The sequence below is a fragment of the Microlunatus parietis genome (genome assembly GCF_013407955.1).
GTDB classification, from domain to species: Bacteria; Actinomycetota; Actinomycetes; order Propionibacteriales; family Propionibacteriaceae; genus Microlunatus; species Microlunatus parietis.
This window is the reverse complement of sequence record NZ_JACCBU010000001.1, coordinates 1,441,594-1,466,954: the sequence shown is the minus strand read 5'-3', so window position 1 is coordinate 1,466,954 and position 25,361 is coordinate 1,441,594. Positions and strand designations below refer to the sequence as shown.

29 protein-coding genes are annotated in these 25,361 nt (G+C 68.4%); 14 read left to right on the top strand and 15 right to left on the bottom strand.

Annotation, left to right across the window (positions count from 1 at the left end; all coding sequences use genetic code 11):
* Positions 1–938: 938 nt before the first annotated feature.
* Together BKA15_RS06925 and BKA15_RS06920 are read right to left on the bottom strand one after the other, a co-directional pair.
* On the bottom strand, positions 939–1,361 hold the full coding sequence (locus BKA15_RS06925; protein ID WP_179749288.1) for a hypothetical protein: 423 nt from the start codon (positions 1,359–1,361) through the stop codon (positions 939–941).
* Positions 1,362–1,621: 260 nt separating this feature from the next.
* Positions 1,622–2,773, bottom strand: coding sequence for a serine hydrolase domain-containing protein (locus tag BKA15_RS06920; RefSeq protein ID WP_179749286.1), 1,152 nt, complete (start codon positions 2,771–2,773; stop codon positions 1,622–1,624).
* A 72-nt stretch (positions 2,774–2,845) separates the two neighbouring features.
* On the opposite strand from BKA15_RS06920, the gene BKA15_RS06915 reads away from it, so the two are divergent.
* On the top strand, positions 2,846–3,190 hold the full coding sequence (locus BKA15_RS06915; protein WP_218871102.1) for a helix-turn-helix transcriptional regulator: 345 nt from the start codon (positions 2,846–2,848) through the stop codon (positions 3,188–3,190).
* On the opposite strand, the gene BKA15_RS06910 is transcribed toward BKA15_RS06915, so the two are convergent.
* Both BKA15_RS06910 and BKA15_RS06905 read right to left on the bottom strand, forming a co-directional pair.
* Entirely contained in the window at positions 3,187–5,175 is a 1,989-nt protein-coding gene (locus tag BKA15_RS06910) for an elongation factor G (RefSeq protein ID WP_179749282.1), read from the bottom strand. The two genes, BKA15_RS06915 and BKA15_RS06910, sit on opposite strands and share 4 nt — an antisense overlap.
* 177 nt (positions 5,176–5,352) lie before the next feature.
* A complete protein-coding gene (locus BKA15_RS06905; protein ID WP_246322280.1) occupies positions 5,353–8,079 on the bottom strand; it encodes an excinuclease ABC subunit UvrA in 2,727 nt (908 codons plus the stop codon).
* Here BKA15_RS06905 and BKA15_RS06900 point away from each other — a divergent pair.
* From BKA15_RS06900 to BKA15_RS06890, 3 genes are read left to right on the top strand one after another with little or no spacing between them, the layout of a single operon-like run.
* A complete protein-coding gene (locus tag BKA15_RS06900) occupies positions 8,078–8,464 on the top strand; it encodes a VOC family protein (RefSeq protein WP_179749280.1) in 387 nt (128 codons plus the stop codon). The two genes, BKA15_RS06905 and BKA15_RS06900, sit on opposite strands and share 2 nt — an antisense overlap.
* 43 nt (positions 8,465–8,507) lie before the next feature.
* A complete protein-coding gene (locus BKA15_RS06895; RefSeq protein ID WP_218871101.1) occupies positions 8,508–8,918 on the top strand; it encodes a PPOX class F420-dependent oxidoreductase in 411 nt (136 codons plus the stop codon).
* A 26-nt stretch (positions 8,919–8,944) separates the two neighbouring features.
* On the top strand, positions 8,945–9,385 hold the full coding sequence (locus BKA15_RS06890; RefSeq protein ID WP_179749276.1) for a MarR family winged helix-turn-helix transcriptional regulator: 441 nt from the start codon (positions 8,945–8,947) through the stop codon (positions 9,383–9,385).
* 9 nt (positions 9,386–9,394) lie between these two features.
* On the opposite strand, the gene BKA15_RS06885 is transcribed toward BKA15_RS06890, so the two are convergent.
* The gene (locus BKA15_RS06885) at positions 9,395–9,844 is read right to left on the bottom strand and encodes a DUF6789 family protein (RefSeq protein WP_179749274.1); all 450 of its coding nucleotides are present in this window, start codon (positions 9,842–9,844) and stop codon (positions 9,395–9,397) included.
* Positions 9,845–10,059: 215 nt separating this feature from the next.
* Between BKA15_RS06885 and BKA15_RS06880 the strand changes: the two genes are divergently transcribed.
* Positions 10,060–10,767 carry a Crp/Fnr family transcriptional regulator gene (locus tag BKA15_RS06880; protein ID WP_312878851.1) on the top strand — a complete coding sequence of 236 codons (708 nt, stop codon included), beginning with the start codon at positions 10,060–10,062 and terminating at the stop codon, positions 10,765–10,767.
* 349 nt (positions 10,768–11,116) lie between these two features.
* Here BKA15_RS06880 and BKA15_RS06875 read toward each other — a convergent pair whose 3' ends face one another.
* Positions 11,117–12,322, bottom strand: coding sequence for an MFS transporter (locus BKA15_RS06875; protein WP_179749272.1), 1,206 nt, complete (start codon positions 12,320–12,322; stop codon positions 11,117–11,119).
* Between the two features lie 77 nt (positions 12,323–12,399).
* On the opposite strand from BKA15_RS06875, the gene BKA15_RS06870 reads away from it, so the two are divergent.
* Positions 12,400–12,978 carry a helix-turn-helix domain-containing protein gene (locus BKA15_RS06870; RefSeq protein WP_179749270.1) on the top strand — a complete coding sequence of 193 codons (579 nt, stop codon included), beginning with the start codon at positions 12,400–12,402 and terminating at the stop codon, positions 12,976–12,978.
* 13 nt (positions 12,979–12,991) lie between these two features.
* Here BKA15_RS06870 and BKA15_RS06865 read toward each other — a convergent pair whose 3' ends face one another.
* A complete protein-coding gene (locus BKA15_RS06865) occupies positions 12,992–14,002 on the bottom strand; it encodes an aminoglycoside phosphotransferase family protein (RefSeq protein ID WP_179749268.1) in 1,011 nt (336 codons plus the stop codon).
* Positions 14,003–14,089: 87 nt separating this feature from the next.
* The gene (locus BKA15_RS06860) at positions 14,090–14,515 is read right to left on the bottom strand and encodes an ester cyclase (RefSeq protein ID WP_179749266.1); all 426 of its coding nucleotides are present in this window, start codon (positions 14,513–14,515) and stop codon (positions 14,090–14,092) included.
* A gap of 103 nt (positions 14,516–14,618) precedes the next feature.
* Between BKA15_RS06860 and BKA15_RS06855 the strand changes: the two genes are divergently transcribed.
* Positions 14,619–15,251, top strand: coding sequence for a TetR/AcrR family transcriptional regulator (locus BKA15_RS06855; protein ID WP_179749264.1), 633 nt, complete (start codon positions 14,619–14,621; stop codon positions 15,249–15,251).
* 302 nt (positions 15,252–15,553) lie between these two features.
* The gene (locus BKA15_RS06850; protein ID WP_246322279.1) at positions 15,554–16,132 is read left to right on the top strand and encodes a GNAT family N-acetyltransferase; all 579 of its coding nucleotides are present in this window, start codon (positions 15,554–15,556) and stop codon (positions 16,130–16,132) included.
* Between the two features lie 65 nt (positions 16,133–16,197).
* Here the strand turns inward: BKA15_RS06850 and BKA15_RS06845 are convergent, their stop codons facing one another.
* Together BKA15_RS06845 and BKA15_RS06840 are read right to left on the bottom strand one after the other, a co-directional pair.
* Positions 16,198–16,479 carry an acyl carrier protein gene (locus BKA15_RS06845; protein WP_179749262.1) on the bottom strand — a complete coding sequence of 94 codons (282 nt, stop codon included), beginning with the start codon at positions 16,477–16,479 and terminating at the stop codon, positions 16,198–16,200.
* 31 nt (positions 16,480–16,510) lie between these two features.
* Entirely contained in the window at positions 16,511–16,894 is a 384-nt protein-coding gene (locus BKA15_RS06840) for a PRC-barrel domain containing protein (protein WP_218871099.1), read from the bottom strand.
* A gap of 162 nt (positions 16,895–17,056) precedes the next feature.
* On the opposite strand from BKA15_RS06840, the gene BKA15_RS06835 reads away from it, so the two are divergent.
* From BKA15_RS06835 to BKA15_RS06815, 5 genes are all read left to right on the top strand, one after another.
* Positions 17,057–17,278: a DUF2188 domain-containing protein gene (locus BKA15_RS06835; protein WP_179749260.1), complete on the top strand. Its 222-nt coding sequence runs from the start codon at positions 17,057–17,059 to the stop codon at positions 17,276–17,278.
* Positions 17,279–17,442: 164 nt separating this feature from the next.
* Complete coding sequence (locus BKA15_RS06830) at positions 17,443–17,685, top strand: DUF2188 domain-containing protein (protein WP_179749258.1); 243 nt, start codon at positions 17,443–17,445, stop codon at positions 17,683–17,685.
* 12 nt (positions 17,686–17,697) lie between these two features.
* Complete coding sequence (locus BKA15_RS06825) at positions 17,698–18,837, top strand: baeRF2 domain-containing protein (RefSeq protein WP_179749256.1); 1,140 nt, start codon at positions 17,698–17,700, stop codon at positions 18,835–18,837.
* A 70-nt stretch (positions 18,838–18,907) separates the two neighbouring features.
* On the top strand, positions 18,908–19,342 hold the full coding sequence (locus BKA15_RS06820; RefSeq protein ID WP_179749254.1) for a hypothetical protein: 435 nt from the start codon (positions 18,908–18,910) through the stop codon (positions 19,340–19,342).
* A gap of 162 nt (positions 19,343–19,504) precedes the next feature.
* Entirely contained in the window at positions 19,505–20,131 is a 627-nt protein-coding gene (locus tag BKA15_RS06815; protein ID WP_246322278.1) for a DUF305 domain-containing protein, read from the top strand.
* A gap of 85 nt (positions 20,132–20,216) precedes the next feature.
* Here BKA15_RS06815 and BKA15_RS36280 read toward each other — a convergent pair whose 3' ends face one another.
* Entirely contained in the window at positions 20,217–20,783 is a 567-nt protein-coding gene (locus BKA15_RS36280) for a TetR/AcrR family transcriptional regulator (RefSeq protein WP_179749252.1), read from the bottom strand.
* 67 nt (positions 20,784–20,850) lie between these two features.
* On the opposite strand from BKA15_RS36280, the gene BKA15_RS06805 reads away from it, so the two are divergent.
* Positions 20,851–22,350 carry an MFS transporter gene (locus BKA15_RS06805; RefSeq protein ID WP_218871097.1) on the top strand — a complete coding sequence of 500 codons (1,500 nt, stop codon included), beginning with the start codon at positions 20,851–20,853 and terminating at the stop codon, positions 22,348–22,350.
* 28 nt (positions 22,351–22,378) lie between these two features.
* Here BKA15_RS06805 and BKA15_RS06800 read toward each other — a convergent pair whose 3' ends face one another.
* From BKA15_RS06800 to BKA15_RS06785, 4 genes are all read right to left on the bottom strand, one after another.
* Positions 22,379–22,801: a VOC family protein gene (locus BKA15_RS06800; protein WP_179749250.1), complete on the bottom strand. Its 423-nt coding sequence runs from the start codon at positions 22,799–22,801 to the stop codon at positions 22,379–22,381.
* 48 nt (positions 22,802–22,849) lie between these two features.
* Entirely contained in the window at positions 22,850–23,518 is a 669-nt protein-coding gene (locus BKA15_RS06795; RefSeq protein WP_179749248.1) for a maltokinase N-terminal cap-like domain-containing protein, read from the bottom strand.
* 18 nt (positions 23,519–23,536) lie between these two features.
* Positions 23,537–24,313: an AAC(3) family N-acetyltransferase gene (locus tag BKA15_RS06790; protein WP_179749246.1), complete on the bottom strand. Its 777-nt coding sequence runs from the start codon at positions 24,311–24,313 to the stop codon at positions 23,537–23,539.
* Between the two features lie 62 nt (positions 24,314–24,375).
* A complete protein-coding gene (locus tag BKA15_RS06785) occupies positions 24,376–25,329 on the bottom strand; it encodes a TIGR03557 family F420-dependent LLM class oxidoreductase (RefSeq protein WP_179749244.1) in 954 nt (317 codons plus the stop codon).
* Positions 25,330–25,361: the final 32 nt, after the last annotated feature.

Below are 25,361 nucleotides of genomic sequence, written 5' to 3'. Positions count from 1 at the left end.
GCAGTCGTTGTGACATTCCAGCCGGTCAGATCGCAGGTCGAGGGGACGTCCGAGAGTTGATCTTCGGTGATGGTCCGGATCGTGCAGACGTTCGGATCGGCGTGTGCGGGACTGGCGACAAGGCCGGTCAAAGACGGTCGTGGCGATCGCGATCGAAGCGAGCGCGCGGCGTCGCCTTGAGGTGGGAGTCATCGTCGGTTCTTTCCCCGCAGCCCGCGGGGCCAGCGCCGATGACTGATACGAAGGTGTGAGATCACAAACCGTGTGATCTAGTGTCGTGCGTCCCTAGTTCCTTGACAGGTGGCGGCGTCCAGGTGCGTGCATCGCCAGGCCGACGAGGAAGACATATCGGGTCATATATCGACTGAGGAGAACGCCGCGAGGTGCGTGCCTGGGCGTCGCCAACTGTTAAGGAACTAGGGACGCACGACACTAGAGGTCGTCATCGTAGATCGCGCATTCCTGCTGCGCTTGGGTTTCTGGAGGTTTCCGAGCTTACCGAGATCCCGGTCGGAACGGCCGTTTCTGCACGGGCCCAACGACCCTGCGCCCATCCCAACGCAGCGAATCGGTCGTGCGGTCAAAGGACACTGAGGAAGAACTGCGCAGCCAGGTCGGCGAACTCGAGGTACCGCACGTTGGGCCAGCTCTGCGACTGGGTCGAAGAAGCTACCGCGTCGTCGCACCGAAGAAGCTCATCGCAGAACTCGACGAGTCTGGCCAGCGCTAGTGTCGTGCGTCCCTAGTTCCTTAACAGTTGGCGACGCCCAGGCACGCACCTCGCGGCGTTCTCCTCAGTCGATATATGACCCGATATGTCTTCCTCGTCGGCCTGGCGATGCACGCACCTGGACGCCGCCACCTGTCAAGGAACTAGGGACGCACGACACTAGGCCGACGGCGGCTCTAGCTCCGGAACTGCGCTGACGCGCGCCGTGTCACTCGTAGAACGATCCGCTGCGGCACTCCGGGCGACCGTGGTCGTTCAGCACCGGCTTACCGTTGTTCCACAGGCAGCTCTTCCAGTAGACCTCTCCGCCGTTGGGGACGTTGCCGAGATCATTGGCTGAGGCTTCGTCGCCGTTGTAGGCGTGGGCTGTATCGACGAGTTTGCCGTTCCGGTACACGTAGAGCTTGGCCGAGTAACCGTCTCCCCACTCGTCCTCGATCCAAACGTTGTCGAGGTCATTGCCGTGATCCCGATTCTCATAGTCGTTCCACATCACCGACGCCCACCAACCGCCATAGACCCACTCGTTGTCGGGCGTGTCTGCTGCTGCGCCAGCGGTGGTCGCCGTAGCGACAACAATCGCTGCCGCTGCTCCGATGCTCACGATGGTCCTACTGATGCCCCGCATCATTTCCCTTCCTTGGACCCGGACTGGCCGAGTTCCCTTGTTGGCATGGAGGTGCGGACCGCACCGGCCTGCCAATCGGTCGTAGGTCCACAAGTGTCGGGGTCCCGCCGATTGGTCGGCAATGCGGCAAACGTGATGGGTGGATAACCCCTGGCCCCGCACATCGCCGAGGGTCAGGAACGGCCGTTTCTGCACTCTCGGACGACCGTGGGGGTGAATCCTCAGAACCTTGAGGTGGCGTTCGGCGGGCACGCCGACCATGATCATCGGGCGTGGCGATTCGAGCGGGGTCCGGAGTGGGGCCACGCGGAGTAGACGGTGGCGAGTGCCTTCGCCTGGATGCGGTCCATCACGGCCCAGTTCTGGTTCGTCAGGAGTACGAAGACCAGGTCCCAGGCCGGGTCGATCCACAGCCAGGTTCCGGTGGCGCCGTCGTGCTCGATGACGTCGGCTGAGCCGGGCAGGGTGTAGCGCCCGTCGATGCTGCCCTTGCGCCACGTCAGGCCGTAGCGGACCGGCGTCACCAGGTCGCCCTCGGTCTTGGCGATCCCTCGGGTTTGCTCGCGACTCATCAGCTCCATCGCAGCGGGCGAGAGGATCTTGCTGCGGCCGGCGGTCCGGTCCAGCAGCAGAGTCTGGCCGAGATTGACCAGGTCCGGCGCGGTGGCGAACAGGGCGACGCCGGGCCAGTTCAGCGTCGCGAAGTAGCGGATGACCTCGGCTGACGTGGCAGTGCCGTCATCGGTCAGCCCAACCGGCGGAATGACTCGCTGCCCCTTGCCTTCCTGCCACGGATTGAAGCTGATGTCGGCCATACCGGCCGGATCAAACACGCGCTGCCGAAAGTAGTCGGGATAGTCCATGCCGGTGAGGCGAGTGATCGCCTCGGCCAGCACAAAGAATCCGCCCGTGTAGTAGTGGAACCGAGATCCGGGAGGATGCTCCAGGCGCGTTGCGCAGACCGACTGCACGATCTGGGCTGCGGTGACCCGGTCCCGGCGCCAGGACTCCCACGGGATGCCCTCGTCGACCAGTCCGGAGGTGTGGGTCAACAGATGCCAGACCGTCACGGCGTCCTTGCCTCCGGCACCGAATTCCGGGACGTAGCGTGCCACCGGCGCCGACAACGCGATCAGGCCGTCGTCGACGAGCGTCATCACGGCCGTCGCGGTGATGGCCTTGCTGATCGAGGCCAACATGTAGATGCTCTCAACCCCGGCGCCGGGCACAACAGTTGCGCCGAAGGCTTGACACCGAACCACCTCGGACCCGGTGGCGACCGCAAGCACTGCCGTCTGCATCTCGCCCTCGTGAACAGCGTTCGCCACAATCCCGAACGCACGATCCAGCCGCTCCTGATCAATTCCCATCTCGGCACAGTAAGTTCGAGTCACTGACAATGTGCTGGCAGCCATCGGCGGCGGGAGCGTGAGTCATTGGCAACGAGGTCGCCCAGTTCCGGGACCGTACGGCTGCATGAGGCGGTCGTGTTGGTCGAACGTCAGCATGCCTTGATCGAAGAACTGCGGAGTTCCGCACCGCGCTATTTGAGCGCAGCCAGACTTGCGCAGCGGACCGGCACGTCGGTCCGCACCGTCGCCCGTGACCTCGCCCGACTCTGCGCCGCGGGAGTCCCGATCGATGTTCGGCACGGACCGGGCGGCGGGTACAGCATCGATGCTCGAACAGCTCTGCCTCCCATCGTCCTGACGCCGGGTGAGGCCGCCGCGTTGATCGCATCTCTCGTCGCGGTCGGGCCCTATGTATCGGCGGCGGCAAAGAGCAGTCTCGACAAACTGCTCGCCGCCCTCGTCGTCGAGGGCTCAAGCTAGCGAAGGCTGAGATGGCGCAGGTATTCCGCCGGCTGGTACGGGTTGTCGTCGGTACGAGCGCGGCGGGGCCACGGCCGGCCCATCGGGCGGTGGCCGGCCGGCTGCGCAGCGACCACGCCGCGACCGGCGGTCAGTGCGTCCAATCGGGTCTCCAGCTCTGCGGTGTTGCCGGTCGGCAGCACGGCCTCGATCGTCCCTACCGCATCGGGTCCTGAGGCGGGCGAAGGCTCCGAGCCGAACCGTGGTTGCTGCTGGGCGGCTCGAAGCCGGCCAAGGAGAGCCAGGACGGGACCGGCCGCGTCCAAGGGCACGTCCACTTCGATGCTGCTGTACGGCTCGCAGACCCGGGTGCCGGCCTTGCTGAGCGCTTCGGCGAGGATCACCGGAACCAGGTTGCGGAAGTCGCCGCCGGTGCTGCCGACCGAGTCGTAGTCGGTGGCAGTGATCACCACTCGACAGCCGATCACCGGCCAGCCGTACACGCCCTGGCGGAGTGCGGTGCTGACGGTCTCGGTGATCGCCGTGAAGAACGCCCTGGGCAGCGCGCCGTGTTCCACTTCCCGGTCGCAACGCAGCGGTGCGTCGGCAGGGGCAGGTTCGACACGAAGCCCAACCCGGGCGGCGAATCCGAAGGCAGCGAACGGATGATCGGCCGTGCCCGTTCCGATCACCTGCTCCAGATAGGCCGGTGTCGGTGTGCTGAAGGCCACCGCGATGCCGTACTCGCGCCGTAGTCGTTCGGCGATCACCTGTCGCTGGACCTCGCCGTACAGGCTCACGGTCAATCGTTGATCATGGTCATCGAAGCGCGCATTGATCAGCGGGTCCTCGTCGGTGAGGATTCGCAGTGCTTCCCGCAGCGCGATGCCGTCCGCTGCGTTCCGGGCTGTCACGACCGCCTCCAGCCCCGGGCGGCGGAAGCCCGACGCGGCTGCGTTCGGCTGCCAGGCGCCGAGTTGATCACCGATGCGGAGGTCGCGGATGCCACTGATCACGGCGATGTCTCCCGGCCCGGCCGGCTCGTTGGAGGTCTCACCACCCCGGTGGAATCGGGACACGTCGGTGATCAACTGCCGATCCTGTTCGATCGTTCCCTCCGCCGTACGTCGGAAGCGGTCGATGCGCGTGCGCCGGCCCAACTGGCCTGAGTCGATCCGGACGTACCCGAGGCGGCCGCGCGGGGTGGTGACGACCTTGAACACCTCGCCATGCGCCGAGCCGGTCGAATGGCGATCCGGCGCCAGCAGCGGCAACGCGGCGATCAGCGGGGCGACGCCAGAACCGGCGAGGGCAGAGCCCAGGAAGACCGGGTGCACCGCGCACTGCAGGACCATGGAGCGGAGTCGGTCGATCAGCAGCTGTGTCGTGGGCGGCCAGCGGTTGGCCACGAATTCGCCCAGCAGCTGGTCGTCGAAACCGGCCAACTGCTCGGCGACCTGGGCCGGCGCGTCGTCCAGCAGTGATCGCGCTGAAGCTGCCGGCGTGCCCAGCGCCGTCGCGGCAGCCAACGGCAGCGTCGGAACCGGAAGCAGCCGGTTCAGCTCGGTGATCAGGTCGTGGTCGCGGGCGCCGACGCGATCGATCTTGTTGATGAAGATCAGGAAGGGAAGCCCGAGGCGCAGGAGGACCTTGATCAACATCCGGGTGTGAGCCTGGACGCCTTCGACTGCGGAGACGACCAGGATGACGCCGTCCAGCACAGCCATGGCCCGCTCCACCTCAGCGACGAAATCGGTATGGCCGGGCGTATCGATCAGGTTGACCTGCAGGTCGCCGAGGGTGAGCGCCGCGACCGCTGTGCGGATGGTGATGCCGCGCTCGCGTTCCAGTTCGTCGTTGTCGGTGACCGTGTCGCCGTGGTCGACACGGCCGACGCGATCGGAAGCGCCGGCGGCGTAGAGCAGACGCTCGGTGAGAGTGGTCTTACCAGCGTCGACGTGGGCGACGACGCCCAGATTGAGCAGCTGCGAGGGATGGCAGTCCAACGGAGGCACCTAGCGAAGAGAGGGTTGGGAGGACGAGACCGAACGCTGCGCAGCGCATCCCAGTGCCCCTTTCTCGTAGTGCCGTTGAACCGATAGTAGGCCGACCCTCTCAAGTCCGCAGCCGAATGGGCCGAACGCCATGGGCTTGTGCCACGTCGTTGACCAGCTGCCCGTCGGTCATGGCGTGTCGCCTCGGTCGCGGACCGGTGTGTCGTCTGCCGGCGGTGCCGGAAGCGTGCGGGCGAGGTATCGGCCGGTGAGGCTGTGTTCGGCGGCGGAGAGCTGCTCGGGGGTTCCGGCGGCGACGATACGTCCGCCGGCTGTTCCACCGCCGGGGCCGAGGTCGACGATCCAATCGGCATTCGCGATCAGGTCGAGGTCGTGCTCGATGACGATCACCGTCGCGCCCTTGGCGCGGAGTCTTTCCAGGACATCGAGCAGGATGCGGGTGTCGAGGGGGTGCAGACCGACGCTGGGTTCGTCGAAGACGAACATGGCGTTCGATTGGACGCGGCCGAGCTCGGAGGCGAGTTTGAGTCGTTGTGCTTCGCCGCCGGACAGTGCCGGGGTGTCCTCGCGCAGGGTCAGGTAGCCGAGACCGAGTTCGACCAGGATTTTCAGCATCTTCAGGGCCCGCGGGAGGTCGGCGACGGCATCGACGGCCTCGCGGACGGTCCGCCCGAGCAGGTCGGGCAATGACACGGTGTGGCCGTCGGCGGCCGGGCGCTGGATGTCGTGGGCTGCCGGGGCATAGCGGGACCCGTCGCAATCGGGGCAGGGGATGTCGACGTCGGGCAGGAACTGTACGTCGAGCACGATCTGCCCGGTGCCCTCGCAGCGTGGGCAGCGCAGCGATCCTGTGTTGTAAGAGAAATCCGCCGCGGCGAGACCCCGATCGATCGCTCCTTCAGTCGCGGCGTAGGCCTTGCGGAGGTCGTCCAGTACGCCGCTGTAGGTGGCGACCGTCGAGCGCACGTTGGTCCCGATCGGGGTCGCGTCGACGACCTGAACGCGGTCCACGCCAGGCGCGGTCACCGCCACCACATGCGCCGGCGCCGGGCCGTCGCCGTTCGCCGCCCGCAGGGCGGGGACGAGGCTGTCCAGGACCATCGTGGTCTTGCCCGAGCCCGACATGCCGGTGACCGCGATCAGCCGGCCCTTCGGCAGGGCGACGTCGAGGGCACCGACGGTGTGGATCGGACGGGTGGCGAGGCCGATCGTGCCGTGGACGAACATCGACGCCGCGTCGGCCCGGTCCCGCACGATCGTGTCAGCGTTGCGGGAGAGGAAGTCACCGATCAGCGAGTCGGGGTGAGTGGACACCGTGTCGACGGTGCCGTCGGTGAGGATCGTCCCGCCTTCGGTGCCGGAGCCGGGCCCGATCTCGATCAGCCAATCGGCCTCTCGGAGGACCTGCACGTCGTGATCGACCAGAACGATCGAGTTCCCGTCGCGCAGCAGGTCGCGCATGACGCCGACCAGGCCGTCGACGTTGGCCGGGTGCAGCCCGATGGACGGTTCGTCGAGGACGTACAGCACGCCGGTCGTCTCGTTCCGTACCGCTCGGGCCAGTTGGGTACGCTGCCGCTCGCCGGTCGACAGGGTCGAGCTGGCCCGGTCCAGAGTCAGGTAGCCGAGGCCGAGTTGGTGGAGCCGGTACGCCATGGCCAGGAGCTGGTCGATGATCTGGCGGGCCATCGGCTGCATCTCGGTCGGCAGCCCGGCGGCCACGGTCGGGGCCCAGGCGATGACCTCGTCCAGCGACTTCGCGGTGGCTTGGGCGAGGTCGATCCCGGCGACCCGGGTGCTGCGGGCTTGTTCGCTGAGCCGGGTGCCGTGGCAACTGGTGCAGGTCTGGGCCGAGACGAACCTGTTCACCCGGGCCAGGCCCTTCTCGCTGGTCGCATTGTGCAGGGCTTCCTGGACGGCCAGCCGGGCGTTGCGGTAGGTGAAGTTCAGCTCGAACAGCTTGCCGTTCTTCGACGGGACCGTGATCTGCCGCTTCTCCTCCGGCCCGTGAAACACGATGTCGCGTTCGGTGTCGGTGAGGTCCCGGAACGGCACGTCGGTACGGACGCCGAACTCGGCCACCACCTGCGGCATCACGGTGAGCCCGAACATCGACCAGGGGGCCACGGCGCCGTCGGCGATCGTCTTGCCCACGTCCGGGACCAGGGCGGCGTCGTCGACTTCGCGGACCGTGCCGGTGCCGGAGCAGGTCGGGCAGGCGCCGTCGGAGTTGAAGGCCAGCGATTCCGCTCCCGGCGGGTAGAACACCGCTCCGCAGACCGGGCAGGTCAGGTCGAGGTTCGCGGCTACGTCGATCGTCGGCGACTGCCGGTGCCCGTTCGGGCACAGATGGGAGCCGAGTCGGGAGAACATCACCCGCAGTACGTTCAGCAGTTCGGTCGAGGTGCCGAACGTCGACCGCACGCCGGCGACACCGGGCCGCTGTCGCAGCGCCAGCGCCGCCGGAACGTGACGTACCGAATCGACCGCGGCCCGCGCCGCGTGCGACATCCGCCGGCGGGTGTAGGTGGACAGCGCCTCGATGTAGCGGCGCGACCCCTCCGCGTACAACACTCCGAGCGCCAGCGACGACTTCCCCGAGCCCGACACCCCCGCGATCGCCACCAGCTGCCGCAGTGGCACATCGACGTCGACGTTGCGCAGGTTATGCACCCGAGCACCTCGCACCTGAATCGACAACGGCACGTCGTCCGCCGGGGCGGCGCTCCCGGTCGTCATCCGATCCACATCGCCACCCACCCTAAGGTTCATTCCACGTAAGTTGATTCCTTGGAAACTATATCGCAGACTGTTCGCATCACCCGAATCGTGCGGACCCGCACGGATTCTTGATCTTCGAGGCCCCGCAAGAGGGCAGTGGGAGTAGAACACCATGAGCGTTCCGACCGCAGGTTCCGTCGCCTGGTTCGAAATCGGCAGCAACCAGCCCGACGAGGTGAAGACCTTCTTCGGCGAACTCTTCGGATGGCAGTTCAAGCTCAACACCGACCTGCCGGGCGTCGACTACCACGCCGCGATCACCCCCGGCGCACCCGGCCCGGTCGGCGGGATCTTCGACCACGCCGACCGCTTCGACGACTATGCGATCTTCTACGTCCTCGTCGAGGACATCGCGGCCACCATCGAGAAGGCCAAGGTGCTCGGCGCCGCGGTTGCCATGGAACCGGTCACTGACGCCGCCGGGATCAGCTTTGCCCGGCTCCGTAACAACACGGGCCACCACTTCGGCATCTTCTCGATGCCCGCCCCGGCCGAGTGATCAGGCGCCGGCCGACCGCACGGAGAGTGCTCGCATGCGCAAGATGACCGACGCCGAGTGGCGGGCGTTCGTCTCCGACGGCACCCGCACCGGCAAGCTCAGCACGGTGCGTCGCGACGGTAGCCCGCACATCGCGCCCATGTGGTTCCTGCTCGACGGAGACCGCGTGATGTTCAACACCGACTTCGGCAGCGTCAAGGCACGCAATCTCCGCCGCGACAACCGCTACACCTTCTGCATCGACTCCGACCAGCCGCCCTTCGCGTTCGTCGTGATCAGCGGCACGGCACACTTGACCGAGGGCTCACCCCTGGTCGAGCAATGGGCCAGCCGCATCGGCGCCCGCTACATGGGCCAGGATCGAGCTGCTGAGTTCGGGACCCGCAACGGCGGCGAACTGCTCGTGCAAGCCGACATCGACACCGTGATCGCCTACACCGGCGTCACCGACTGACCACCAGACCTGCACACGGAGGGGCCATGGCAGACCTGAGAACGATCTTCCATGACCTCGTCCGGCTCGAAATCGAACTCTGGGACACCGTCGACGCCGCCCTCCGCTCCGCCCACGACCTGCCCGTCACCTGGTTCGAGATCCTCAATCTGCTCGACCAAACGGGCGGCTGCCGGGTTCAGGACATGGCCGAGGAGATCGGCATCACCGTCGGCGGGGTCAGCAAAGTCGTCGACCGCATCGAGAATGCCGGCCTCTGCGCCCGGCGCCCCAATCCCGAGGACCGGCGATCATCCCTTGTCGAGCTCACCGCTGCCGGTCGCCGAGTGCTGGACGGCGCCACGAAAATCGTCGATGCCCAGCTCCAGGAGCGGATCGGCTCGGTTCTGCACGAGACAGAGCTCAACCAGCTGGCCACGGTCCTCGCCCGCCTCCGTACCGTCGACTCCAGCCAGGAACCGAACTGAGGGGCTGAGTCAATCCTTGTGCGACCGGTGTTGGACGAGTCCGTAGACCAGGCCCAGGACCAGGCCGTAGATCAGATGGCCCATCAGTGACATCGCCGCGGTCATGTTGATCGCGAACACGGGCATGCCGAGTCGTGCGGGCATGATCAACAAGGCTCCGAGGACCCACCAGACGATGCCGTAACCGGCGCCGAGGAGCAGGGCAACGGGGATCCGTGCCGCCCAGCGGGTGAAGATCAGCGCGAACGTTGCGCCGATGAATGCCGAGATGGCCAGGTGGACCAGCCACCCGATCACTACGGATGAGGATCCGACCAGCATGGCCACCATGCCGATCATGCCCATCATCTGCATCAGTACGCCGAACATCAGCCCGCCGGCCAGGCCGCCGATGATTCCGGCGACCAGCCGGGTCAGCCAGGCCGACGTCGCTGCGGGCGCCGTGTGTGCCGTCGTCATGATCATCTCCTGCTTTCAGCGGATGAGGTTCTTGGTTGGGGCCGTCCTTCGACGTGGACGCGATTCCGGGCCCTGGCCTCAGCTAACTCCCGGCGTGGCCCGTCGAGATCGGGGATGGTCAGCGAGATGACACAATCCCTCGCTCTAACGGCGCGAGGGTTCGATAATCGGGTCATGGCCAGGTTCCGAGTGTCCGAGGGTCGGCGGCGGCTGTGGTGATCAGCCGGGTGTTGCCGCGGCTGGGTCCGGATCCGGCGATGTTGCGGGCTGCGGCCTGGATCGCCCGCTGTGTCGGTCGCGGCGAGAACGCGCCGCTGAGGCCGGAGGACCTGGACGCGCTCGCCACCTATCTCGACGTGCGGGAGTTCCCGGCCGGGGCCGTCCTGTTCGCTCACGGGCAGCCGCTGGACGGGGTGTGGATCCTGCGCCATGGCAGCGTCGAGCTCGCCGTCGGTACCGGCCGCCGGCACGCCGTGATCGGTCTCATGCATCCCGGCGACGTCGACGGCGACATCCAGCTGCTCCTCGACATGCCCGCCGCCTACACCGCCCGTACCGTGACCCCAACCGCCTGCCTGCACCTGCGGGCCGGCGTGTTCGACCGGCTCCTCGTCGAGCACCCCGCGATCGCCCGCCGCTGGCTCACCTCAGTCGCGCAACGCACCTCGGCCAGTCAGCTGCGCCTGATCAACACCCTCGGCCGACCCCTCGGTGAGCAGATCGCCGCACTGTTGCACGACGAGGCCCGCGACGGCCAGGTCGAGCTGTCGCAAAGCATCCTGGCCGCGATGCTCGGCGTCCGCCGCCCCTCCCTCAACAAGGTCCTCAAGATCATGGAACGACGCGGGCTGATCACCATCGGCTACCGCACCATCGCCATCCGCAACCCCGCCGGCCTGGCCAAGGCCGCCGGAACCACCTGAGGTGACGTCAGCGTGCCCAAGTCGCCCCTGCCCTGGCCCAGCAGCCCGAGGTGATCTTGCTGGACGAACTGACCGATCATCTCGACATCTATGATCAGCTTGACGTGCTGGCGCTGCTCCCACTCGATCGACGTCACGTCGTGACGGCCCTGCCTGATCTCAACCTGGCGGCCCGCTACTGCGATCAGGTCGTGATCTTGGACGCCGCCAGGACCGCCGCAGCCGGCCCGCCCGCCGAGGTGCTGACGGCCGGGCTCCTTCCTTCCTTCCTTCCGTGTACGGGATCGAGGCCCTCATCGAAACCTCCCCGCCTACGGGTGCGTCGAGCGCCACCTTCCCGGCGGCAGCGTCATCGCCGATCGGCGTGGATCCGGGCTCGGTCGACGATGATCAGCGGTACGGCGACGACAGCCAGGGCGGCACCGATGATCGCGACCGCGGTCAGCGGTACGCCCTGGGCCAGCGCGGCTGCGGCGAGGACCGGGGTCAGGCTGATTCCTAACTGGAACGCGGAGACGGTGGTGGACCCTGCGAGGGTCGGGGCCTCGGCGGCGATCGCGAACACCCGGGCGTAGATCGCCGGGTTGATCACGAACGCCGCGATGCCGATCACGAAGACCACCGGGACGACCGCAGCGGGGTGCCGGATCGTGGCCGCCAGGGCCAGCGAGAGGACCATGATCGCGACCGTGCCGGTCAGCAGGGCGAGATGCGGTCGGCGGTCGGAGATTCGGCCGCCGATCGACAATCCGACGAACGCGCCGATGCCGAAGAGCGCAAGCACGGCAGGGATCCACACCTCCGGCAGCCTCGTGACCTCGGCCAGCAGGGCCGCGAGAAAGTTGAAGCTGATCATGTACGCCGCCGTCGTCACGATCGTGATCGCGAAGAGAACCCAGAGCGCCGGCCGGCGCAGCGTGGCCAGCTCCCGCGCCACACTCGGTGCTGCGGTCGCGCCGGGTCGTGCTGCGGTGGCGGGGACGCCGACGAGGCATCCGGCGGCTCCGACGACGGTGAGGGCCACCACGGCCCAGAACCCGCCACGCCAGTCGGTGAAGTGACTGAGCAGTGTGCCCGCCGGTCCGCCCGCCACCATGGCCAGGCTGAGCCCGCTGACCACCACGCCCGAGGCGCGGGCGTTGCGGTCCGGCGGTGCCAGGCTGATCGCGGTCACCGCCGCGACCGCGAAGAACCCCGCATACGCGATCCCGGCCACCGCCCTCGTGATCAACAGGAGTCGGAAGTCACCGAGCAGGCCGATGGCGACGCTGGCCGCGAAGACCGCCTGGGTCGCGATCAACGCGGTCCGGCGGGGCCAGCGCAGGCTCAGCACGGCGAACGGTGGGCCGCCGAACACGACGCCGAGTGCGAACGCGGTGATCAGGAAGCCGGCCGAGGCCAGCGTGACGTCGAGGTCGGCCGCGACCGCCGGCAGCACTCCCGCCAACAGGAACTCCGCGCTGCCCATCGCGAAGAGGCTGAACCCCAGCAGGTACACGCCGGCGGGCAACCGCTTGGAGGTGTGCCGAGACTGCTCGGCCGTGAGGTTGATCATGGGCACAGCGTCCGTACCGCTACCGGTTCCGGCAACAATCCTTGCCGCTTCCGGGACGACCTGATTTGACTGGCGTTATGGACGACCAACCAAGTGTCAGCGGAGCGATCGACCAGATCGCTCCCCGGTTGCGCCGGGCTCGCCTGCGCAGGGGGTTCAGCCTGGCCGAGCTCGCGCGCGTCACGGGGATCTCCACCAGCACGCTGTCCCGGCTGGAGTCAGCACAGCGCAGGCCGAGCCTGGAACTGTTGCTGCCGATCACGGCCGCCCTGGGCCTGCGGCTGGATGAGATCGTGGCGGCACCCAGGATCCTCGATCCGCGGGTGCCGCAGCAGCCGACCCAGCGGGACGGCCGGGTGCTGATCCCGTTGTCCCGGCACCAGGCTGAGCCGCGGGCGTACAAGATGATCATCCCCGCGCACGACGTGCAGCCCCACCTGCGGACCCACACCGGTTACGAGTGGCTCTACGTGCTGCGCGGTCGGCTACGGGTGCGACTGGATGATCAGGACTTCGTCATGGGCGCGGGGGAGGCGGCCGAGTTCGACTGCCAACTCCCGCACTGGTTCGGGGCGGCTGGACGCGGCGAGGTCGAGGTGCTCAGCCTCTTCGGCCGACACGGCGAGCGGATCCACCTCCGTACCGCCCGCTCCTGAAGCCCGCCGGCCGTCACAACCTGTCGAGCGCGCCGCGGAGGAAGTCGTCGCGCCGTTCCGCGATGGTTGACGACCCGACGGGTTCACCGTCCTCGAATCCGGGATAACCCTCGAACACCGCCGGCGTTCTGAGGCCGGCGATGGCGTCCCAGTAGGCAAGGTTGATCGCGGGCCGGCCTGCCTGCAGTTGCCAGCCTTCCAAGACCCGGTCGATGGTGTCGACGCCATAGGTGATGGCCATCTGCAGGCGCAGGTTGCCAAGATCGACACCGGGACTGCCGGCGCCCGAATCCTTCCAATCGATCAGCGCGAAGCAATGATCGCCGTCCCAACGCGTGTTGCCCCACCAGACATCACCGTGGACGAAGACCGTCGGCTCGGCAGGTCGGCCGTGCTCACGGATCCGTTCGTCGGCGAGGTGGAGCAGCGGCGTCGAGCGCGGCACCCCGACCACCCGCCTCGCCCGCTCGATCGATCCACCCGTCGCCTCCTGCCAGGCGAGGAGTACGGCCTCCTTCTGGTCGTCCGGGCAGCTCGCGTAGAGCGCCGCCCACCGGCGGTCCCCGGCCGGGTCGCTGGGCGACATGGTCCAGCGCCGATAGGGCAGATCGGGAGGGCGGGGAGACAGCGGGATCGCGTGCACCCTGGCGATGGCGGCACCGACGGAGCGGAGCTGGGCGGCGGAGACCGACGCCGGCAGCCGGCTGCTGCCGGGCAGGTACGTCTCGAGGGTGGCCGGCGCTCCCGCGGCCCGGCCGTCGAGGTCTGCCGCGATCAGGCGTGGGGCCGAGAGGCCCGCCTGTTCCGCGAGCCGCAGTGCCGCAGCCCCGGTGGCGATCGGCTGCGGGCCGATCGAGTCACGTTGGCGTACCGCGCGGAGCACCACCTCGTGCACCGTCTCCCGATGTTCGATCCGGAGGCGCCATGGTCCGAAACCGTCGTGCATCCCTTCCACGGTGAGGATCCTGGCTCCCGGACCGATGGCCTCGGCGCTCCAGGCCATCGCGGCTTCGCTCGGCTGCATTCGAGTCAGCCTGCGTGACCCTCCCCGGTCTGTCAACGCACTTTCCCCGATGATCGACGTCCATGATCATCCGTCGAACGTTCGTCGTCAGTGGGTGGGCACCAGGCCGAGTTGCTCCAGAATGCCGAGCCGATCCTCGTGGGTTCGTTCCTCGACGACCTTGCCGTCGTCGACCGTGAGGATGGTGACGACGCGACGGGTGATCGTCTTGCCTGCCGGGATCGTCACGCCGGTGGTCAGGTGCCTGAACGGTGCCGTGGTGGTGCCGGTCGCCGTCACGGACACGACCACCTTGTCGCCCTCGGCGATGAGGTCGCCGACCGTCACGGTGACGTCCTCGAAGTACTGACCGAGGTTGTCCTGCTCGTCGTACTTCATGATCGTTTCGAAATCGTCGGTGTCGGGGATGCCCGGAGTGTCGACGACCCGGTAGCGGCCGGGCTCGATGACCTCCATCCTGGTTTTCCGGTTGAGCCAGCGGCGGACGACCGCCTTGTTCGCCTCGATCGACATGCCAGAGGTCCTTCCTTTCCGGGGGAATCTACACTCAGTGTAGTTTTATAGTCAGCCTGAAACTAGCCTTGATATAGGTTTGCTGCTGGGGCATGCTTGCGTGGTGGTGCTGACACCGGGCTTGAGGGAGCGCAAGAAGCAACGCACTCGTCGGCTGCTCGTCGAGGCGGCGGCCCGGTTGTTCGCGGAACAGGGGTACGCCGAGACCACGGTCGCCGAGATCGCCGCGGCCGCCGAAGTCTCGCCGAAGACGATGTTCAGCTACTTCGCCGGCAAGAGCGACATCTTGTTCGCCGGCGACCGGCACCGCCTGGACCTGGCCCTGGAGGTGATCACCGAACGCGCACCGGACCGTACGCCAGCCGACCTGCTGACCGCCCTCGCTGAGGAACTCCTCGCCTCCTACACCCCGACCGACGACACCGACGAGATCACCGGAGTCCCTTATTCCCTGCGACTCCAGCTGATCGCGACCGTGCCCGAACTGCAGGCGCGCTCGTCACAGCTGCTGCAGGAAGCTCAGCAGCGTCTGGCCGAGGCACTGCACCAGTCCTATCCCGATCGGCTGGACCGGATCACCGCAGCGGGCGTCGTGGGTGCGCTGCTCGGAGCCGCCCAGACCGCCCGCCTGGTCAGCCTGGTGCAGGGCGATCCGCCGAAGCGGATCCTGGCCGCGTCGCGGCGGGGCATGGAGATCGCCCTGCACGGAATCCGAGCAGCGGTGAGCGAGGCGTGAACCTCGCCGGTGCCAGACGATCGTTTTGGGCGGCCCTCATCGCGACCGGCCCGGGCAGGGAACGATGATCGGCATGGACGACGTCGCTCGCTACCTCGAGGCCTACGACCGGCAACTTCGTACCGCCAGGACGGCGGCTGTGCTGGCGCTGGAAAAAGGTCGGGCCGCTGCACCTGATCACCTTCGAGCGTGGTCGTGGGTTCGTCACGTATCAGGATCTCGACGGGGTGTCGTCCGGCGTGATGAACCGGCTCGTGGCAGCGGCTCTCGAACACTTTCGCCGGGATCGTTCCATCGAGAGGGTGGACTGGAAAACTTGCGCTCATGATCATGATGCCGGGCTCCGGGAATCCTTGCTGGGGCACGGTTTCAGGTTCGGGGCGCGGGAGTCGATCATGGTCGGTGAGGCTCGCGCGCTGGCCGTCGATGTCGTCCTACCCGCCGGCGTCACGCTGCGTCGAGTGACGGACCGGGCGGATGTCGCGGCGATGGAGGAGATGCAGGGTGAGGTGTTCGACGATCCCGACTGGCGGCGCCGGGTCGACGTCATGATGCGCCGCCTCGCGGTCGGCGACGGCATGGAGCTGTGGGTCGCCGAGGTCGATGGAGTGATCATCTCCGCCGGCCGGATCGAGCCGGTCGGCGGGACCGAGTTCGCCGATCTCTGCGGCGGCGCCACCAGAGTCGCCTGGCGTGGTCGCGGGGTCTATCGGGCGCTCACGGCCGCCCGGGCCCGGGCGGCGATGGCCCAGGGGAAGTCGCTGCTGCACAGCAGCTCCACCGAGTTCTCCGGACCGATCCTGCAGCGGGCCGGTCTGGCGAAGATCTCCGAGACCACCGTCTACACCTGGCGCGCCGCACCTTCGGGCCGGCTCAGTTGATCAAGGGCTCGGGCTCCGGGGGCATGTGTCGCTTGCCGCCGGGAGGGCGGCAAGCGATCGTCCGGTTACTCGGTGGCAGCCGTGTTGCCCGCCATCGCGACCGGGTCCTCCTGCCGGGGCCGGGTGTTGTCGGTGCCGCCGAACCTCGCCAGGAACTCGTGGCAGCGATGGGCTCGTTCGGAGTCCTCGGCCATGACCTGTTCGAAGAACGCGGCGATCTCGTCCTCACCGGCGTTCTTGGCGTCGCGGACGTACTGGCCGTAGTCGTGCCCGGCCTTCAGCGCGTGATACTGCACGGAGATCAGGTCGAAGGTGACGTCGTCGAAGCCGGTCTCACCGGTTGCCATGATCATGTGTCCTTTCGTCGTCGTGCCGGTCTCAGTACCCGCTGCCGCGGGGCCCGTAGATTCCGCCGTAGTAGGTGCCGAGGATTCCGCGGTACTCGTCATCCGGGGTGGCCGACTCCTCGGTCGGCGGCGGGGAATCCTTGACCTGGTCCTTGGTGAGGTCCAGGTAGACCTTCTCCTCGTCGGTGTCGACCCGGTTGATGGTGCCGGCCGGGAGGACGACCTGGCGGCCGAAGATCCACGGGCCGGTGTCCACCACGATCCAGCTGCTGCCTTCGTCGGTCGAGCCGTTGACGATCTTGCCGATGCCGCCGTCGGTCGCCTCGACCTCGAACCCCACCAGGTTCTCGGCCTGCACACCGGCCTCACCGGCCATGGCCCGGAAGCTCCAGGCCTCCCAGTTCTCGGTGTTCATCGCACACTCACTCCCTCCTGCGGATGTCGTTCCGGAGGCGTACGTACCCGGCACCGGCCGTGATCAACCCGGGTCCGCAACTCGAACCATGATCATCTGCTGCGACCCGCCCGAAGTGGGTACGTCAGCGGTGACAGTTCTGACCGAGGAGGGTGATGGGTGATGGATCGCACGGTGCTGCATGTGGTTCCGCGGAGCGGACACTGGCACGTCGAGAAGGACGAGGTCGGGGTCGCGACCAGCGACACCAAGGAGAAGGCGGTCGAGTTGGCCCGGGAAGCGGCCGGCCGCTCGAAGCCGTCCCAGGTGGTCGTCCACGGTGAGGACGGCCAGATCCAGGACGAGTTCACCTACCAGGACGACCCGTTTCCCCCGCGCGGCTAACGGCCCAGGCCGGAAGTGTTTCCGCACGACCCCTGCGGGTACGTGCAGGACGAGGAACGCTACCGGTTCCTCGGCTGGGACCTTCGACGCGTTCACGGCCAAGTCCCCCCGTGGCCCCTTTGGGCGCGTCGAAGGAGTCCGGCGCGAAGGCGAGGCATGGCGACATGGTGCAGACCGAGTTCCACGTGGTGCCGAGGTCCGGTCACTGGGCGATCGTGCAGGACGGTGACGTGCTGGAGGCTTTCCACTCCAAGCATCTGGCCGTGGAGGCAGCGATGGACCGCGCTGCCGAGAGCCAACCGTCGAAGGTGATCGTGCACGACGCCGACGCCGGCGTGGTCAAGCGTGGCCGGGGCCGCCCCGCCACCGACGACGCGGCAGACGGCGCGCCCGGCGCCCGTACCTGAGGAGGGATCATCGTGACAGCACCCGCTGCTTATCCGGCCCATCGGTGGGCCGATCTCTTTCGCCGGGCCGGGCCGTGGTGCTCGGTGTTCTACGACGCCGGTACGGGCACGGTGGACAGCCGGCACGCCCAGGACGTCATCCCGGACAACGTCGCGGATGAACTGCGCCGGCAGGGCGCCGCCGAGGACGACCTGACGGCGATCGTCGACTCCGTCCGGCCGGCCGCCGGCGAGAGCAGGCCGGCGGCCCGGTTGCTGCTGGCCGAGTCCGGCGCGGTCCGGCTGGACGAGTTGCTGGTCGGCAGCGAGGCCGGTCCCGGCTTCGCGACCGTGGGCCCGGTGCCCGACGTGCTGCCCTTGCTGCGTCATGATCAACATCGCTTCCCGTACCTGGTTGTGGTGGTCGGCCGCGACGGCGGTGAAGTACGGCGGCACAGCGCTCACGGGCAGCGGTCCGAGCCGATCACGGTCACCGGCTCCCGGGAGAACCTCACCAAGAATCCGGGCGGCGGGTGGTCGCAGGGCCGCTACCAGCACCGCACGGAGGAGATCTGGCGCCGCAACACCGGTGCGCTGGCCGAGGCCGTCGAGGAGGCCCGCCGGCTCGACGGCTCCCGGCTGATCGCGGTGATCGGCGACACGCACGCGGCGCAGTTGTTGATCACCCAGCTGCCGCCCGCCGCGGCCGATCTGGCCACCCGGATCGACAGCATCCCGGACGGCAGCGAGGACGACGACGCGTTGCGGGCGAAGCTCGACGAACTGATCGCCGGGGAGTACGGACGCGCCGAGCAGGCGGTGCTGGAGCAGTTGAGCGAGACTCGCGGAAGCCAGCGGCGGGGCGGGGTCACCGGGATCGGACCGGTGGCGGCGGCCCTGCAGCGGGCTCAGGCCGACCTCGTGGTGCTGACCGACGAACCGACCGAGGAACGGCTGGCCGTGCTCGACGCGGAGCCCTGGGTCGCGACGCCGGGCGGTGAGACCTACGGTGCCCAGGTCCTGGGCGAGACCGAGGCCCGCGGCGCGCTGTTGCGGGCCGCGGCGCTGAGCGACGCCGACGTGGTGTTGCTGCCTCCGGGCGCGCTCCGTTCGGTCCTGTCCGACGGTGACGAAGCTGCCGCCCTGCTGCGCTGGACCTCCGAGAACGGCTGACTCGCCACCTGCGGCCCCTTCCAGGGGCTCGGCTGCGCGGGCCGGCGGCGGCGCGGCATGATGGGTCCCGATGCCGACTCAGCCGAGAACCCGCCAGCTCGCGTACCGGACGCGGCTGGTGCTGGCGGTTCTGTTCGGGCTGATCGTCGCGGGCGTGGTCGGCATGCATCTGCTGTCGGTGGACCATCGGCTCGCCACCCCGGAGCCGTCCGGTCACGGCGAGTACGGGTCGCACGCCCTGCACCAGCCGGACCCGGCGATGCCGGCCCAACCGGTCGGTGAAGGGCACGGCTGCGGTGACTGCGGCGACCACGTGATGTTGTTCGGGTCGTGTCTGCTCGTCATGGTGTTCGGACTGCTGTGGGGCATCGTCCGGCCGACCCGCGGAGGTTCCTGGCCGGCTCCGCCACCGGGCTGGCGTCGGGCCGCCGCGTTCCTGGACCCCCTTCCGCGCGATTTCCGTACCGCGTTGACGCACGTCGAGCTGGCGATCAGCCGGACCTGACGGCGCCGGGCCCACAGCCTCGACGACCCGATCCGGCGTCACGCTCCAGCCATCGGGACGCTGTGCGGCCTGTCACCGTCCGGAGCGGTCTTCTCGCGCGGCACCCCTCGGAACGGCGCTGCGCCGCGCGAACACACTGGACAGGAACCATCGATGAATCCCATGATGCGAAGCACGCCCGCGCGCCGGATCGGCCTCGCCACTGCGGCGGTAATGATCTTGATCGCCGGAGCCGCCTGCGGCAGCACTGGTACGGAGCCGACGGCCGGCCACTCGATGCCGCCGACCCCGGCATCGGCCTCACCCACGCCGGCGGCCGAGAAGCCGGCCAACCGGGACGACGTGGCGTTCGCCGCGATGATGATCCCGCACCACGAGCAGGCGGTCTGGATGAGCGACACGCTGCTCGCCAAGCAGGGCCTCGACCCCGAGGTGAAGGCCCTGGCCGAACAGATCCGGGCCGCCCAGCAACCCGAGATCGACACCATGAAGCGGTGGCTGGAGGAGTGGGGGACGCCGCCCGATCACAGCCAGATGGATCACGGCGATGACGGCGGCGGCATGATGACGCCGGAGGAGATGCGGGAACTGCGCGACGAGACCGACGCCGGCCAGGCACAGCGGCAGTTCCTCGAGGCCATGATCAAACATCACCAGGGCGCCGTCCGGATGGCGCAGGCCGAGGTCGAGCAGGGCAAGAACGCCGAGGCGATCGCGCTGGCCCGGACGATCATCGCCACCCAGCAGGAGGAGATCGCCACGATGGAGGGCATCCTCGACCGGCTCTGAACTCGGCGGACCTGCCGGGGCGATCGCGCTCCGGCAGGTCTGGGCCGGACGGATCGATCAGCCACCGCCGCCGGGAGAGCGCCCTTCAGCACCCAGCCAGCGTCCGGATGGCTTGCGCAACCTCTGATCCGCTCGGCACGGAGTCTTCGTCGATGAGCAGTTGCATGCTGAACCCGACGATGAGCGCGTGCACGGTGGACCCGAGCGTGCGAGCCGTGTGGTCGTCGATCTGGTCCCGGGGCGTCCCGAGGGCGAGGGCTGCGAAGTCGGTGCGAGCATCGGCGTGGACTTCGGCCAGGGTCCTGTGGAGCTCGTCGTCGAACGCGGTCTTGGTCATCGCCTGGGCGCTGGCCACGAGGATCCCGCGCTGCTCCTTCACGGCAGCCGCGAGAGTGTCGATGCAGATCTCGATCCTTCTCCCCGGACTGGCTGCGTTCGCGGCGGCGAGTGCCTGGTCGACCATCGATCCCCAAGCGCCCTGGGCCAGCAACGTCGCTTCGGTCATCAGCGCGTCCTTGGAACCGAAGTGGTAGCCGATCGAACCCAGGTGCGACCCGGCCGCAGCCGCGAGGTCCCGTGCGGTGGTCCGGTCGTAGCCCTTCTCGACCAGGAGTCTCCGCGCCGCATCGAGCAGATCGTCTCGCTGACTCACGCGACCATCCTAGGCCCGTTTTGGACGTACGTTCGACAGACGTCTTGTACGGACGTACGATCTAGAGGTGATCATCGACGAGGCCACGCCGCGGGCATCGGCCCGGATCTGGTGCGGACTCGGCGTCCTTCTCCTCGCCGCGTTGCTGGCGTCGATGGACGTGTCGATCCTGTTCGTCGCCGGCCCGACGATCTCCGAGCAGCTCAGCCTGACTCCGGCGCAGTGGCTGTGGGTGATGGACACGTACGGCATCGTCATGGCCGGCCTGTTGATCACCATGGGTTGTCTCGGCGACCGCATCGGTCGGCGGCGGCTCCTCATGATCGGGGCCGGGCTCTTCGGTGCGGCTTCCGCCCTGATCGGCCTCGCGCCGAACGGTGAACTGTTGATCTTGGGCCGCGCGGTGCTCGCGGTCGGCGGAGCCACCCTCGCGCCGTCGACCTTGTCCTTGATCAGGACCATGTTCGAGCGCCAGGACCAGCGCCGAGCCGCACTCGGGGCGTGGACGGTGACGTTCACAACCGGAGCGATCTGCGGCCCCATCCTTGGCGGAGTGCTGCTCGAACACTGGTGGTGGGGATCGGTGTTCTTGATCAACATCCCGCCGATGGTGCTCCTTCTGATCGCCGCCCCGCTACTGGTGCCCGAATCGGCGAGGAACCGCCAGGCACGACTTGACCTGTTCGGTGCCGCCGCCTCGTTCGTCGCGGTCCTGGGTCCGATCCTGGCCCTCAAGTCCACCATCGAGACTGGGCCGTCGGTCGTCACGGCAGCGTCCGCAGCGGTCGGCGTCGCCGCGTTGATCATCTTCATCTCGTGGCAGCGGCGGGCGCGGCACGCCCTGCTGAACCTGTCGCTGTTTCGAAGCCGGCGGTTCTCTGTGGGCATCGCGGCCAACACCACGGTCGCCGCGATCACGGGCGGCGTCGGAGTCCTGGTGTTTCCGTACCTGCAAACCGTGCATGGACTGTCCCCGCTGGCCTCAGCCCTGTGCGGACTCCCACCCATGGCCGGTTCCTTCCTCGGCGCTGCAACGGCCACCGCCCTGGCGCGCCGGCACTCGCCGACGGCGTTGCTGGTGATCGGTATGGTGACCTGCGCAAGCGGACTGGCCATCGCGGGTGCGACCGCGTCGGCCTCGACGGCCTGGGGGTTTCTGGGCGGCTACACCCTCCTCATCGCCGGCTGTGGTGCCACGGCAACGCTGGCCAACTCCTTCGTGCTCGACAACGCACCGCACGAGCGGGCGGGGGCTGTTGCCGGCATCTCGGAGACGAGCAACCAGTTGGGCACCGCCGTCGGCATCGCCCTGCTGGGCACGCTGGCCAGCATCGTCTACCGCCACGAACTGACCGGCCGGGAGCCGCCGACCCGCTCCGTGACGGAGGCTTCCGTGATCGCCTCGACGCTTCCCGGCGACCGGGCGGCCGAACTCCTTGGAGCCGCGGCAGCGGCCTACAACAACGGCCTTGCCCTGTCAGCGTTCACGGCGGCAGCTCTTGCTGCGGTTCTGGCCGTCATCATCGGCCTCCTGCTCTTCACGGGCGATCGGTACGGATCCCGCTGACTTCCTCGGATCCCTCAGTGCGCAGTGGTCAGGAGCCGGCCGGCCGGTACGACTCGTAGGCCTGCAGCCAGGCCGCCCGAAGCTCCGGCGGATGAGCGGGCTGGACACAGAACTCGTTGCCCTCCGGGTCGGCCATCACCACCCACGGCTGATCACCCTGGCCGACGTCGACCCGGGTCGCACCGAGGCCCTCGAGCCGGGCGACCTCCACGTCCTGGTCCTCCGGGCGAAGATCGAAATGGAGGCGGTTCTTGATCGTCTTCGGTTCCGGCACCTTGATGATCAACAGATCCGGCACCACACAGTCCTCACGGGTTCCGGCGGCCGGCTCGACCACCCATTCCGGATCCTGGTCGTGGCTGATCACCCAGCCGAGGGCCGCGGCCCAGAACCGGGCCACCGGCCCGGGGTCGTGAGCGTCGATGATCGTTGCGCCGATGCGAAGTCCCATGTCGATCACCGTAGGCGTCGCCCGGGACGTCGTCCATGGTGATCATGGTCAGCCGGTGCGGCGACCGGCGATCTCGAGGGTCGCGAAGTATCCCTGAACGCGACGACCGCCAGGCGGCTGCCAGCTCCCGCCGACGTGCCCGGCGGCGCCGGCGGGTGGGGTCGCGATGCTCGACGGCGTCGGCCGGAGGATCCGGTGCACGCGGACGGTGGTCCCCTCGGCCGTGGCCAACAGGGTGTGCTCCTGGCCGTCGGTGACTTTGACCTCAAGCGATCCCGGCGGGAGCGCCGGCCCGGAGTAGGAACGGGTGACGTTCCGGTCGATGGTGTGGCTCTCGCTCTGGGCCTGCGCCGCCACCCGTCCGGCGATCAGGCCCCACAGCTGGCCGACCAGCACCGGGTCGTGGCAGCCGTCGTAGACCCAGCGCCGGCCCAGCACGCCGTGTTCCGTCGTCCCGACCAGCGCCTGCTCCGCGCCGTCGACCGCGGCACCGCGGTAGGTGAGCGGAACCAGGTAGGTCACCGGCTGGGCGCCCGACTCGTCGGTCGTCACCAGGAACTCGAGGCCCACCTCGCCGGCCGGATCGTCGAGCCGGAAACCGCCGGCCTTGGCGAGGCTCGGGCTCGAGCCTCCGCCGTACCAGGAGCGGGTCGGCAGCCAGGCGGTGAGCAGTTCGAGCTTGGTCGGCTTGACGGTGGTGCGGTGAATGACGGCCATGGGCTCAGGCTCTCATGATCACGAGCGTCGGGCGGCGCTGGCTCGGGCCGCGTCGCACTCGGCGCAGTGATCATCCGGCGCGTGCAGGAACAGCAGCGGATCCTCCCGCAGCCTGGGTACGACAGCGTCCACGATGTCCCGGGACCGGACCAGGGTCGCCCGGGCCTGCCCCACGGTGCCGATGTTGATCTTGTCGGCGAGCCAGTCCCCGGCCAGCGCGAACCGCTGGCAGCAATGATCATTCTCCAGGTACGGGACGCGCACTGGCCGGCCGTCTTCCAGGACTGTGCAGGACTTCGGCAGCCCGTACGGCACGTCGGCGATCAACTCGGCCAGGTGGAGCGTGGTGTTCGCCGTGTGATCGACGCCCAGCAGCAGCACCTGCCCGTCCAGGTCGTGCACCCGGCCGACCGGGCTGGCCGGGATGTGCGGCGGCAACGGCAGCGGGTCGGCGGTGATCGACTCCGCGGCCGGGCCGGCGGCGGCGAACGCCATCGGATGATCACTGCGCAGCACGCCGGGCTGGCGCCGGAACGTCTCGGCCACTACACCAAGATCAGGATCGGCCGGCGTCGACGCCGGATCGAACGGCTCGTCGTCGTCGCCGGTCCAGGACGGCATCACCAGAGTCCCCGACGGGCCGAGCGCGGACCGCAGTGCGGCGATCAACCCGGCCGGACCGTCCTGCACGGGCCGCACGGCCCGGAACGAGGTGTGCACGAGCAGCACTCGGCCCGGCCGTACGCCCAGGTCCAGCAGCTGGGCGGTCAGGTCGGCGACACTCGACTCGTTCATCCCCGCAAGGTAATCCACGCCGACCGCGCGGCCCAGCCCGCCTCGCCGCACGTCGCCAGGGGTCAGGCGGCGCGCACCTGCGGCAGCACCTCGTCCCGGTAGAAGTCGAACATGGCCTCGTAGTTGGGTCCCATGTTCGACACGTACAGCTCGTCGACACCGGCCTCGCGGTATTCCTTGATCGCCGCCAGGTGTGCGGCCGGATCCGGGCCGCAGGGCACCGACGAGCGGGTCGACTCCTTCGTCACCAGCGTGGACGCCTGCTCGAAGTGGCGCGGCGACGGAAGCACCTGGGACAGTTCGCCGGGCAGGCCGGCATTCGCCCAGAGCCGGTGCGCGATCTCGACGCCCTCGTCCTCGGTCGCGGCGTAACAGACCTTCAGTCCGGCCTGGGTGGGCTTGCCGCCGCTGCGTTCCTTGAAGCGATCCAGCAGCTTCCGGTCGGGTGACGTGGTGGCGAAGCCGTCCCCGATCTCGGCGGCGACGTCGGTCGCCTCGGACCCGAACGCGGACACGTAGATCGGCGGCGGCTGGTCCGGCCGGGTGTAGATCCGGGCGGTGTCCACGGTGTAGTGCTGGCCGCGATGCGAGACGAACTCCTCGGTCCACAGCCGCCGGATGACATGGACGGCCTCGGCCAGCATCTCCAGCCGGACGTCGACGGTGGGCCAGACGTCGCCGAGCACGTGCTCGTTCAGGGCCTCACCGGAGCCGACGCCGAGCCGGAACCGGCCGTTCAGCATGACGGCGCTGGTCGCGGCGGCCTGGGCGATGATCACCGGATGGATCCGTACCGTCGGGCAGGTGACGGCCGTCGTCACCGGAAGCTCGCAGACCTGGCTGATCGCGCCGATCAGCGACCAGACGAACGGGCTCTGCCCCTGGGCGTCGTTCCACGGATGGAAATGATCACTGATCCAGAGCCCGTCGAAGCCGGCCTGCTCGGCGAGCCGAGCCTGTTCGATCAACTGGTCCGGGGTGTGCTCCTCGGTGGACAGGAAGTAGCCGCACTTCATCGTGACCTCCTCGGGTCATCGGGTGGTCGGGA

What these genes read in the sequence shown, in the direction of transcription:
- BKA15_RS06925 (WP_179749288.1), bottom strand. Translation starts at nt 1,361, where the DNA reads ATGATGCGGGGCATCAGTAGGACCATCGTGAGCATCGGAGCAGCGGCA.
- BKA15_RS06920 (WP_179749286.1), bottom strand. Translation starts at nt 2,773, where the DNA reads ATGGCTGCCAGCACATTGTCAGTGACTCGAACTTACTGTGCCGAGATG.
- BKA15_RS06900 (WP_179749280.1), top strand. Translation starts at nt 8,078, where the DNA reads ATGAGCGTTCCGACCGCAGGTTCCGTCGCCTGGTTCGAAATCGGCAGC.
- BKA15_RS06905 (WP_246322280.1), bottom strand. Translation starts at nt 8,079, where the DNA reads ATGGTGTTCTACTCCCACTGCCCTCTTGCGGGGCCTCGAAGATCAAGA.
- BKA15_RS06895 (WP_218871101.1), top strand. Translation starts at nt 8,508, where the DNA reads ATGACCGACGCCGAGTGGCGGGCGTTCGTCTCCGACGGCACCCGCACC.
- BKA15_RS06890 (WP_179749276.1), top strand. Translation starts at nt 8,945, where the DNA reads ATGGCAGACCTGAGAACGATCTTCCATGACCTCGTCCGGCTCGAAATC.
- BKA15_RS06885 (WP_179749274.1), bottom strand. Translation starts at nt 9,844, where the DNA reads ATGACGACGGCACACACGGCGCCCGCAGCGACGTCGGCCTGGCTGACC.
- BKA15_RS06875 (WP_179749272.1), bottom strand. Translation starts at nt 12,322, where the DNA reads ATGATCAACCTCACGGCCGAGCAGTCTCGGCACACCTCCAAGCGGTTG.
- BKA15_RS06870 (WP_179749270.1), top strand. Translation starts at nt 12,400, where the DNA reads ATGGACGACCAACCAAGTGTCAGCGGAGCGATCGACCAGATCGCTCCC.
- BKA15_RS06865 (WP_179749268.1), bottom strand. Translation starts at nt 14,002, where the DNA reads ATGCAGCCGAGCGAAGCCGCGATGGCCTGGAGCGCCGAGGCCATCGGT.
- BKA15_RS06860 (WP_179749266.1), bottom strand. Translation starts at nt 14,515, where the DNA reads ATGTCGATCGAGGCGAACAAGGCGGTCGTCCGCCGCTGGCTCAACCGG.
- BKA15_RS06845 (WP_179749262.1), bottom strand. Translation starts at nt 16,479, where the DNA reads ATGGCAACCGGTGAGACCGGCTTCGACGACGTCACCTTCGACCTGATC.
- BKA15_RS06840 (WP_218871099.1), bottom strand. Translation starts at nt 16,894, where the DNA reads ATGAACACCGAGAACTGGGAGGCCTGGAGCTTCCGGGCCATGGCCGGT.
- BKA15_RS06835 (WP_179749260.1), top strand. Translation starts at nt 17,057, where the DNA reads ATGGATCGCACGGTGCTGCATGTGGTTCCGCGGAGCGGACACTGGCAC.
- BKA15_RS06830 (WP_179749258.1), top strand. Translation starts at nt 17,443, where the DNA reads ATGGTGCAGACCGAGTTCCACGTGGTGCCGAGGTCCGGTCACTGGGCG.
- BKA15_RS06820 (WP_179749254.1), top strand. Translation starts at nt 18,908, where the DNA reads ATGCCGACTCAGCCGAGAACCCGCCAGCTCGCGTACCGGACGCGGCTG.
- BKA15_RS06815 (WP_246322278.1), top strand. Translation starts at nt 19,505, where the DNA reads ATGATGCGAAGCACGCCCGCGCGCCGGATCGGCCTCGCCACTGCGGCG.
- BKA15_RS06800 (WP_179749250.1), bottom strand. Translation starts at nt 22,801, where the DNA reads ATGGGACTTCGCATCGGCGCAACGATCATCGACGCTCACGACCCCGGG.
- BKA15_RS06795 (WP_179749248.1), bottom strand. Translation starts at nt 23,518, where the DNA reads ATGGCCGTCATTCACCGCACCACCGTCAAGCCGACCAAGCTCGAACTG.
- BKA15_RS06790 (WP_179749246.1), bottom strand. Translation starts at nt 24,313, where the DNA reads ATGAACGAGTCGAGTGTCGCCGACCTGACCGCCCAGCTGCTGGACCTG.
- BKA15_RS06785 (WP_179749244.1), bottom strand. Translation starts at nt 25,329, where the DNA reads ATGAAGTGCGGCTACTTCCTGTCCACCGAGGAGCACACCCCGGACCAG.